The 10,309-nt window shown below is 61.0% G+C and carries 5 protein-coding genes; all 5 read right to left on the bottom strand.

The window, feature by feature from the left end:
- Nucleotides 1-93 precede the first annotated feature (93 nt).
- On the bottom strand, nucleotides 94-3,678 hold the full coding sequence (gene tssM / locus B2590_RS09685; protein WP_278367773.1) for a type VI secretion system membrane subunit TssM: 3,585 nt from the start codon (nucleotides 3,676-3,678) through the stop codon (nucleotides 94-96).
- A 34-nt stretch (nucleotides 3,679-3,712) separates the two neighbouring features.
- A complete protein-coding gene (tssA, locus tag B2590_RS09680) occupies nucleotides 3,713-5,149 on the bottom strand; it encodes a type VI secretion system protein TssA (protein ID WP_036211224.1) in 1,437 nt (478 codons plus the stop codon).
- A gap of 50 nt (nucleotides 5,150-5,199) precedes the next feature.
- Entirely contained in the window at nucleotides 5,200-5,853 is a 654-nt protein-coding gene (vasI, locus tag B2590_RS09675; protein WP_036211226.1) for a type VI secretion system-associated protein VasI, read from the bottom strand.
- A complete protein-coding gene (locus B2590_RS09670) occupies nucleotides 5,850-7,415 on the bottom strand; it encodes a sigma-54-dependent Fis family transcriptional regulator (RefSeq protein ID WP_041335419.1) in 1,566 nt (521 codons plus the stop codon). The genes vasI and B2590_RS09670 overlap by 4 nt, the downstream gene beginning before the upstream one ends.
- Before the next feature lie 244 nt (nucleotides 7,416-7,659).
- Nucleotides 7,660-10,302 (bottom strand): type VI secretion system ATPase TssH, encoded by a 2,643-nt coding sequence (gene tssH / locus B2590_RS09665; protein WP_278367771.1) that lies wholly within the window; start codon nucleotides 10,300-10,302, stop codon nucleotides 7,660-7,662.
- Nucleotides 10,303-10,309 lie beyond the last annotated feature (7 nt).

Raw genomic sequence — 10,309 nt, 5'->3', positions numbered from 1 at the left:
TGCCTGGGGCATGTCTTCGATCCTTGAAGCAGTAAAATCCTGAACCGCCAATACGGAAAACGTCCTGTTTCCGTATTGGCTCTGGTGCATAGTCTAATACAGACTGCGTGGTATCTGGTACCCCGCCAGCAACTGCTGTGTGAACGGGTTGGTATTACTGCCCGCATGCAGGCGATAACGCATCTCGCCATCGTCCAACGCAAACCGCACATCCACGGCACTGCTGCTCACGCCGGTGATGTCGGCTTTGTCCAGCAGGCGAAACAACGCCCAGGGGCCGTTTTCCGAAATACTGCGTGGCGAGCGGTTCACTTCCGTGGGCACCAGGGTCACCCGGCTCTCAACCGAATCCCTCAGTGTATTGGGCCACACCAGCGGAATGCTCTGGCTGGGGCCGTGGCTGAATTCGACCAGTTGCCCGTCCACGTTCATCACGCTGCGGCGCTTGTTGGAAGACAGGTGCAACGGCTCCAGTGCAAACTCGACATCCAATGAGCCGCTTCGCGTGAAGAAGGCACGGCGGATATTCTCAGCCTTCTCCAGCGAGGCCAGCACATCACGACGAACCAGGCTGGCGCGCTTGGAACCGGCAATGTGTTCCGGATGGTCTTCCAGAAACAGCTTCAGATTGTCGTTGTAAAACTGGTCCAGCACACCGTCCGGCGCAAAGAAGCGCTCGAAATCTTGCAGTGCGGCGTCGCGGCCGGCGCCCGGATTGAACGGGTAATGCCTGGCCAGACTCTGCTGGAACGGCTGGTAGACTTCCTGGTACCACTGGCGTTCCAGCTGCGCCACAGCCTGATCCAGCACCACGCGCCAGCTTTCCGATGCCAGCTTCTCAAGCATACGGTCCAGCGGTGCCGGCTGATTTGAGGCTACCCGTTGCAGGGTGAAGATCGGGTCCGCGCCTTGCAGGCCCATCCGGGCACGGGCGGCGGAAAGCGCAGCCTTGCCACGATCCGGTGCTTCCTGGATGCCACGCAGATAGGTGTGCAGGTTCTGAACCACGTCCATCACCTGTTCCATATCGCTGGGGTTGTCACCCCGTTTGTCGATCAATGCGTTCAGGTCGGTGAACTGTCGTTCAATTTCCTGAACCATTTGGAAGTGGGCGGACTGCTCCATCACTTTGCGGGCCGCTTCGGCTTCTTCACTACCACCGGGAATCAATCGGGTATTGGCGGTAACCTGCGCCAGCAACTGATTCAACGGCTCGTGACCGCTGGTCAGGCTTTCCAGAATACGCACACCATGGTTAAGGTCGCTGAAGCTCTGGATGTCCAGCCGGCTCAGCGCCCGACGCCAGCTCGCCACGTAGTTTTCCGCGTACAGGGATTGCAGTTGCGCCTGCAGCCGCGCTTCATCCGCCTTGCTGAAGTTCACATCGTCCCGACGGCCCAATACCCAGGCATCAACCAGAGCCAGTTCCGTCACCGAGCCGGATTTGCGCAGGAACCAGGAATCCAGGCCCTCACGGGTCAACAGTGATGGAATCACCACCGGATCTTCCTGTTCGGTGTTCTCCTCATCAAGAGGTTCGCCGAACTCATCCAGGCGTACGAACACGGTGCTGAAGGCCGGTCCGGACTCCCGGGCCAGATCCAGCGGTGAGCGGAAGTTCTGCTCCGCTTCTTTCTCCAGATCCCGATAAACCCGGTCCGGAGTCGCAATGCGGCCGAGCTCGTGCTGAGCCCATTGAACACTGCTGCGGAAGGGGGCCAGGGCCATGTCCGCGGTCTTGTCACCCGCTTCCACCCTCTGGTTCAGGTCCGTGTGCAGCATCGCATAGTCCAGGTGGCTGAGCAGCCGTTGTTGCAGATCCCGCTGCGCCGGGTAGGCGCGTTGCCAATAATCGCTCATGTAGCTGTGAACAATGTCCCGGCGGCGGCCACTGGCATCGTAGAGCATCCGCAACACACGCAAGTGGTCGAGGCGCTCAGAGCTGGTGTCCGGGGCATCGCTCATCTCTTCCATCACGCCCAGCATCAGCGCGGGCATGAACTGGTAGGCCAGCATGTCCAGGTAGGATTCTTCCACTTCCGGACCAACCTTGTGGCCTTTATACAGGCCCATATCCGCCACGACAGCCGGTTCCGCCCGGTAATCACCAAACGCCAGGGTGGCTTCCCGTAGCTGGTCCAGAGGCTCCAGCAAATTGCGGCCAGTGGTGTCAGGTTCGTAGCCGATGGGGCGCCAGTTATCGATAAAACTGCGTACCCGCTCCTCCACCGCGGTAGCGGCCTGTGCATTTTCGATAAAGTAGTGCTGCCATCCGGCGGTCATACCCAGGCCGGCGGCAACGGCCACGACGGCCGCGACAGCAATGCGGCGACGCCGACTACCAACCACTTTCTGGTTGTCACCAGCCAGGCCCGCTTCGCGATAGATAATGTTGGGAAACAGCTTTTCGGTGAACAGGCTTGAGGACTGCCCACCACGCTGAGCAGGCTGTATCGGGCTGGCAAGCCCATAATTCGCGGCAGCGGCTGAGACAAACGCATCTTCCGGTACGCCTTCCTGAACCACGGAGGTGAAGTAGGTGCCTCGCACCAGGGCCGGCGTTGAAAAGGCATCCGCAGAAAGCAGGTCTGCCAGGAACTGCTCAAGCACTGGCTTCAGGCCGGCCAACTGGCGGGTAAAGGAATAAGCAGCGGCACGCTCTTCAGCATCCCTTGTGGCAGACAGCACGTCCGGAAGCCGCTCACCGAGTTGCTCCGCGAGTTTGCTGAAGCTTTGGTCAAACTCGCCCAGCCAGTCGTCGGCATCCAGTTGGCCGTCCAACTGGAAGGTAAAGCCCAGGGGCTGTTCACGCTCGGCTTTGGAGAGTGTGCGGGCAAATGGCGCAAACCCGTAGAGCAGGTCCATTTTGGTAAAGCTGATGTACACCGGCAACTGGGAGCCCAACTGCTCCATCAATTCCCGCAGCCGGGTACGAAGCAGGATGGCCTGGGCCTGGCGCTGCTGTTCATTGCCAGTGCTCAGACGGGCAAGATCAACCGCCAGCACAACGCCATTCAAGGGGCGCTGGGGGCGGTTCTTTTCCAGCCAGGTGATGAAGTGGGTCCACAACCGCTGCTGGATATCGCTGGTGGCGCCCTCGCCGTCGTTCTGGCTCAGCAGTTCGCCGTCCGGGTCAATCAGTACGCCGTTATCACCGACCCACCATTCAAAACCAAAAGGATTTCGCTCGGTACGAGGGTTACGGGTGACGTTGGTAAGCGTGTATGTCTGCCCGGAACGCTGAATCAGGCTGGTTTTACCGGCATCTTCCAGGCCCATCACCAAGTACCAGGGCAAACGATAGACACCCTTTCGGCCCGGCAGGTTGCTCTTGAGTTCGGTCAGGCGGCGATCAAGCAGGCGCTGCTGGCGCCGTTCCAGCGGCAGGATGGGATCTTCCTCTTCCTTCTGCTCTTCCGCCTTGGCGACGTTCACTTTACGCAGCTTGCGCGCCAGCATCATCCCCCAGACCATAGCCACCAGCAGTACCACCACCAGCGTCACCAGGGCACGCATCTGCCAGGCCGCCAACGGGTATTCACCGCCGATTTCCAGGCGCGGGCCCAACCACCAGGTTGCAGCCAGCAGTACCACCACACCCAGCGCCAGGGTAATCGGCGCCGCACTGCGCACAAAGGGCAGTATCCGTCGTCCAATGAGTAGGGCTTGTCTCCACATGGTGTCCATTCCTGTCAATTTGATCCGTCAGTTGTTATGCGAGTCTGTCCAGCCTGGCCACCAGGCCGGGCTCCCAGTCTTCAAGATTCATCCCACGGGTCTGCTCACGCAGATCCTGCACCTGTTGTTTCGCCAGGCTTTTCATACCGCTGTCTTTCATCAACTGGCTGCTCATCAGCCGCCAGTAGAATCGGTCACGGGGCTCGCGGGCGGAATCCAGGCCTTCTTCCAGCAGCTTCATGGCCGGCGCCAGACCCTTCTGATCCATCACTGCCCGGGCATCCTCGTAAGCCTGTTCCCATGCACTCGCGCCGCCTGCGGCGCCACCTTTCGCCGGGCCGCTGAGCATCCAGTCGGCTACCGCTTTGGGCAGAAAAGGCGTGCCGTCGTTAAAGGTCATGTCCGCCAACTCTGGCAACCGCTCAACGAAGGCTTTGACCGCCGTGCGGATAGCTTCGGCACAGGTCTCATGCCCCAACGAAGACGCCACTTGTGCGCTTAACCAGTGGCCCTCCAGCCAGAACGGACTGACCGACAGGCTTTGCTCAATGCGTTGCCAAAGTGCCAGATCCGGGGATTTGGACAGGCTCTCGCGATAGTCAGCCACCCTGTCGGCACTTACCGCCGCCAGATCGCTCTTGATGCCGTCGCGTGCTGGTGGAACCGAGGTAATGGTCTGCCAGATGGCGTAACGGCGGAGCTGATAGCCCAATGCATCGGCGGGCGTGGTTTCGGTCAGCATATCCGCCACTTTAAGCAGGCTCTGGCGGGTGGCCCGCTCATTGGCAGGGTCCAGGGTCAGGCTGCCCAGAGACGCGGAAGAGGTGCTGCTGGCTTGCGGCGAAGAGGAGCCGGCCGATGACGTACCCGTGGTTTCGGTATTATCGGTGGCTTCCGACGGCCTGGGCGTATCGGAAGGCGATGGCAGTTTTTCCACGGCCCGACGCAAGTCCACCAGGCCGTCATCCGGCAGCTCCAGTGCACTCGCCTGTTCCAGCAGCTTGGCGAGCGTGGTCAGGCAGAATTCCCGGCCATCGCCCACGCCGCCGTCGAAGCTCAGTGCCGACACTTCCTTGAGGGCTCGTTGCAGAATCTGGGTCATCAGCATCTTGCGGGCGCGTTTGCCCTTGTCGCCCGGATAGGGCCAGGCGTCGTGCCACCAACTGTCCAGTACCCGGTGCAACAGGTACAGCGACAGCGCAAACCGTTCACCGTTGCCGCCACGCTGCAGGCACAGCAGAAGAAAACCCAGCACCTTGAGGTCTTTACTGGTGTCCGACAGCAAGCGAAGCGACTCACTCTCCACCTTGCCCCATTCAACACCGGTGTGGGCCAGCGAGCCCACTTTCATGATTTCGTTCTCAAGGTATTCCATGGTGGGGTCGTCCATCAGGTTTTCACCCGTGGCGCTCTCACCGGAAAGCCTATTCAACACCTGTTCAACGTATGGATGCTGCTCTACTGCCTGCATGTCCAATCCCTGTCTTTGCAAATGGCACTACACATTCTTGATAAAGATCACTACCAGCCACACGCTTCCCGCAGTGGCTCAAGGGTTTCCCGAAACCCGGTCAGGTCGAACATCAACCCGTCGACGACACCACTGGACGACGCCACAGTCACTCCGGACGCGGCCGCCATGTTTCGCACGGTTCGGATAGCGGGTAGCCCCCGGCCCCCACTGATCACGAAACCGTCGTCCCGGACCCGCCAGATCTGACGGCCCTGGCCAAAATCGACGGTGACCCGTTCCTCTTTCACTGCCTCCGGCATCATCAACGTCAGTTCGGTGATGTTGTTGTGACACTGCACCGCCAGCAGCGGCCTCGGCGGTTTGACCCCAAGGGCACTGAGCGTCAGCAGATGTCCTGCCAGCTCCGAAGTATTGCGATACAGCGGGCCGTCACCCGGGCGGCGGCGCTGTTCCTGAGCAAAGGCCTGGCGCCAGCGCTCGGGCTGGTTTCCAACGATGGCGTCTTCAACCGCCACTGAAAACGGGGTACCAAACACCTCGTCAAAACACGCCAACCGTTCCAGGCGCTGGCTCTCTTCGGTACACGCCATGGCCTCGGCCACCTGGGGATTGCCCTGCGCATTGGCGGCCAGAGACATCGTCGTACCAAGGGCACAGAGCACAATGGCAAGGAGGCTGTTACTTCGAATACTTGGGTTCACGCTTCTGTCACCTGATACTTCAGACATTTATGGGCCAGGGTGCGCTTGGGCAGCCCCAGGCTTTCCGCTGCCTGGGCACGGTTGCCACCGTACTGGCGCAGGCGTTCACGAATGATGGCTGCCTCGAACGCCTGGGCCGCAGCCCGAAGGTCGTCCACTTCATCCGCCTGGGGCATGCCCGGTACGACAGTTCCCTGAAAGTCACTGGCCACACAGGTTTCCTGGCTCGGAAACAGGTCATCCAGGCGCAGTACTTCCGGCTGGATATCGTCACCCACCGGGGTTTGCAGGCAGGCAAACTCAACAATGTTCCTCAGTTCCCGGGCATTGCCGGGAAAGTTATATGCCGCCAGCATTCCCAAGGCATGGCTGCTGATACCCAGTGGGCCGGCGCCCTCGCGGGCCGTGTACTCACGGATGAAATGCCGGCACAGGGGCTCCAGATCTTCCGGGCGCTCCCGCAATGGCTTGACCCGCAACGGGAACTGGCTGAGCCGGTAGAACAGGTCGCGGCGGAACCGGCCCTCTTCGATGCAGTCACTCAGTGGCTGATGGGTGGCCGCGACCAGTCGAAAATCAGAGTGTTGTTCCTGCTGAGCTCCGAGTGGGCGGAAGCGTCGGCTTTCCAGCACCCGCAGCAGTTTGGACTGCAGAGCCATGGGCATGTCGCCGATCTCATCCAGGAACAGGGTGCCGCCATCCGCTTGCGCCAGCAGACCTTCCTTGGCTCGGTCGGCACCGGAAAACGCACCCTTGGTATGGCCAAAAAGTTCACTTTCCAGCAACGAGTCCGGGATGGCGGCGCAATTGACCACCACTAGCGGCCCTTCGGCCCGATCCGAAAACCGGTGAATGCCCTGAGCCACAAGATCCTTGCCGCAGCCGGTTTCACCCTGAACCAGAACCGACAGCTGGCTGCCGGCGGCCCGCACGATCTGGGCGCGAAGGTCGGTCATGGCTTTGGAGTTGCCAACCAGGGTGGTCGCCAATTCTTCGCAGCGCTGCCGTACGGCTTCGGCGTCGTGGAGGTGGTCCAGGGAGCGTTTAAGCATGCGCCGCTGCCAAACCTGGTCGCTGGTTTTGAGCTGGCTGACCCATTGGTGGGACAGCAGGGTCAACAAACCCCGGTACAGTGGCTGGGCGGTGATGCCGTCCCATTCGGGTTCTTCGTTGCAGAGAACGAGGATACCGAGGGTTCGGCCGTCTTCGCCTTTGATGGGTTCGAGCCAGAAGGAACGGGGGCGGTTGCTGGCGTCGACCAGGGCCTGGAAGCCTGGATGGTCGAGGTGGTAGCTGGCGGCCCGTGACAATTCCCTGGGTTTGCCCTGTTGCAGCAGGTGGGCAAAGGGGTGGCTGAAGTCACCGCAGTCGAATTCGCCCTGCTCGCCCAGTGCCGCACAGTGGAGCGTGCGGCCGCTGAGGTCTAGTTCTAGTGACCAGCAGCGGGTGAGGCCGAAGGTGTTTTCGAGTTGCCGTGAGGCGACTTTTAGCAGGGTTGGCAGGTTGTCCTGCCGGAGCAGTTCAACCGCCAGGTCTATGCCGGTGTGCAACTCCGTCTGCATCCGTCCCATTCTTTTTATCCCTTTTCCTTGTCCCCTAAGGACCGCGAACCGTGCAGATTCACTTTCCGAAACACGCTGTGAATACATCCCTGTGCGCTCCGCTCTCGTTCGCCGACCGCGTACCCTGTGGTTCGGCTTTCCAAAACACGCTGTGAATACATCCTTGTACGCTCCGCTCCGCCATCCATGGCTCCGCAGGGTATTTGGAAAGCCGAACCACAGGGCCCGCTACCTCCCGATTGCCTTAAGCAACCACCCCGGTGAATTGATTATCTTTGACACCGAGGGTCACTTTGGTGACCGGCTCTCTCGCCGCCAGTTTCTCCAGCAGCGCCAGCGATACAGGCGGCAGCAGTTCACCCTCGATAATCGACTCCAGCATCCGCGCGCCGTTTTCACTGCGTGTGGCGCGGCTGCGGATGGCTTCCACCAGGCCATCTTCCAGTTCCACGTCGGTGTGGTATCGGTCGCCAATCTGGGTGGCCAGGCGGTCGAGTTTGTCGCCAACGATGCGGTTGAGGGTTTCTTCGCCCAGCGGCAGGTAGGGCACGACTTCCATACGTGCCAGCAATGCCGGTTTGAAGAAGTCCGCCAGTTCCGGGTAGAGCGCTTCCTCGATTTTTTCGGGCTCGTCCGCGTGTTTGACGATGGTCTGGTAGCCCAGGTTTGAGGTGAGGAAGAACACCACGTTCTTGCAGTCAATTAGGCGGCCTTCGCCGTCGGCCAGTTCGCCTTTGTCGAAGGCCTGGTAGAACAGGTTAAGGACTTCCGGGTGGGCTTTTTCGACTTCGTCGAGCAGCACGACCGAATAGGGTTTCTGGCGGATGGCTTCGGTGAGGATGCCGCCTTCGCCGAAGCCCACGTAGCCCGGGGGTGAACCGATCAGGCGGGAGACGGTGTGTTTTTCCTGGTATTCGGACATGTTGATGGTGGTGAGGAACTGGCGGCCGCCGTAGAGCAGTTCGGCCAGTTGCACCACGGTTTCGGTTTTACCCACACCACTGGGGCCGGCCAGCAGGAAGGCGCCCATTGGGCGACCCGGGCGACGCAGGTCGGCGCGGGCGGTGAGCAGGTGCTGGTGCAGTGCACCAATGGCGGTGTCCTGGCCTTTGATGTGCGATTGCAGATACTCCGGCAGGCGGGTGATCTTTTCCAGCTCGTCGGCGGTCATGCGGTTGACCGGAATACCGGTCCAGTCGGCGATGACTTCAGCCACCTGGCGGGCATCGACACGGGCGTGTACCAGTGGCTCGTCGGCCTGCAGCTCTTCCAGTTCCTGTTCGATGGCGGCGGCTTCGCTTTTCAGGTCAGGGCGCTCTTCGCTGGTTTCCGGCGTGGCGTCTTCCGCTGATACATCCGCGTCAGTCTCGGCAGTGTCCTCGCTCAGCAGTTGCTCGCGAATGTCGACGAGACGCGCCACCAGTTCCCGCTGGTCATTCCAGCGCTGTTCCAGTTCTTCCGCTTCCTCACGCAGGGTTTCCAGGCGCTCCACCAGTTCGTTTTCACGCTGGTGGTCGATGGCCTGCCCGAGTGTCTGTTCGCGGGTCATCAATTCCTGTTCCATGCCCAACTGGTGCAGTTCACTGCGCACGTGGCTGAGGCGGCGCGGAGGCGTGCTGAGGTTGAGGCTGACCCGTGCACAGGCGGTGTCCAGCACGTCGATGGCCTTGTCCGGGAGCTGACGGCCAGCGAGGTAGCGGGCAGACATGTCGGCAGCGGCTTTCAGGGCGCTGTCGGCGATCAGGACCTGGTGGGCCTTTTCGTAGACAGTGCGCAAGCCACGGAGGATGTGGACCGCTTGAGCCGGGGTTGGCTCATCCAGCGCGACGGGCTGGAAGCGGCGGCTCAGGGCCGGGTCTTTCTCAAAGTATTTCTTGTACTCGCGCCAGGTGGTGGCGGCGATGGTCCGCAGCTCGCCACGGGCCAGGGCCGGTTTGAGCAGGTTGGCGGCGTCGGAGCCACCTTCACTGTTGCCAGCGCCGATCAGGGTGTGGGCTTCGTCGATAAACAGAATGATGGGGGTCGCGGAGCTTTTCACCGCTTCAATCACGCCTTTCAGGCGTTTTTCGAACTCGCCTTTCACCGACGCACCGGCCTGCAGTGCCCCCATGTCCAGAGTCCACAGTTCCACGCCTGTCAGGCGCTCCGGCACATCGCCACTGACGATACGCAGGGCCAGGCCTTCAACAACGGCGCTTTTGCCCACGCCGGCATCGCCGACAACAATGGGGTTGTTCTTGCGACGACGGCAGAGGATGTCGATCATCTGATCGATTTCGGTGTCGCGGCACACCACTGGGTCCAGTTTCTTGTCCCGGGCCAGTTTGGTGAAGTCGGTGGCGTAGCGCTTGAGCGGGTCCATGTCCACCTGCGCCTGATTGGCGGCACTGGGGCCATCCTCAGCGCGAGGCTGTTCGACCGAGCCGCGGGTCATGGAATCGAACTGGCGGCGCAGTTGTTCGCGGTTGATGTCTTTCAGGCGCTGACTGACCTGGGGCATCAGGTAGCGGTCTGCGTTCATCAGCAGTGCCAGCATGATGGCACCGGAGCGCAGGTCGGTGTGGCCCAGTTCAGTGGAGGCAATCAGCCAGGCGTCCTGCAGCAGCTCGATCAGCAGCGGCGAAAACGACGGGTACGGCTCGGCGGACTGAGGCTCGCCGTTCAGGCTGTCCCCCACCACCGGCTGTAGGGTGTGGTGGTCAATACCGGTGCTTTCCAAAATCTGGCGCACGTCCGTAAACGGTGTTTCCAGCAGCTTGAACAGCAGGTGGGCCGGAGTGATTTCCGCACCCTGACGGCTGATGCACAGGGCCGCCGAGCTTTCCATTCCCTGGCGACAAATCTCGTTGAGGCGCCCAATCAGCGCCGGCAGTTCTACCCGAATCACAGTGATC

This window comes from Marinobacter sp. UBA3604 (assembly GCF_002375325.1).
Lineage (GTDB): Bacteria > Pseudomonadota > Gammaproteobacteria > Pseudomonadales > Oleiphilaceae > Marinobacter > Marinobacter salarius.
This window is presented reverse-complemented; position numbering and strand designations above follow the sequence as displayed.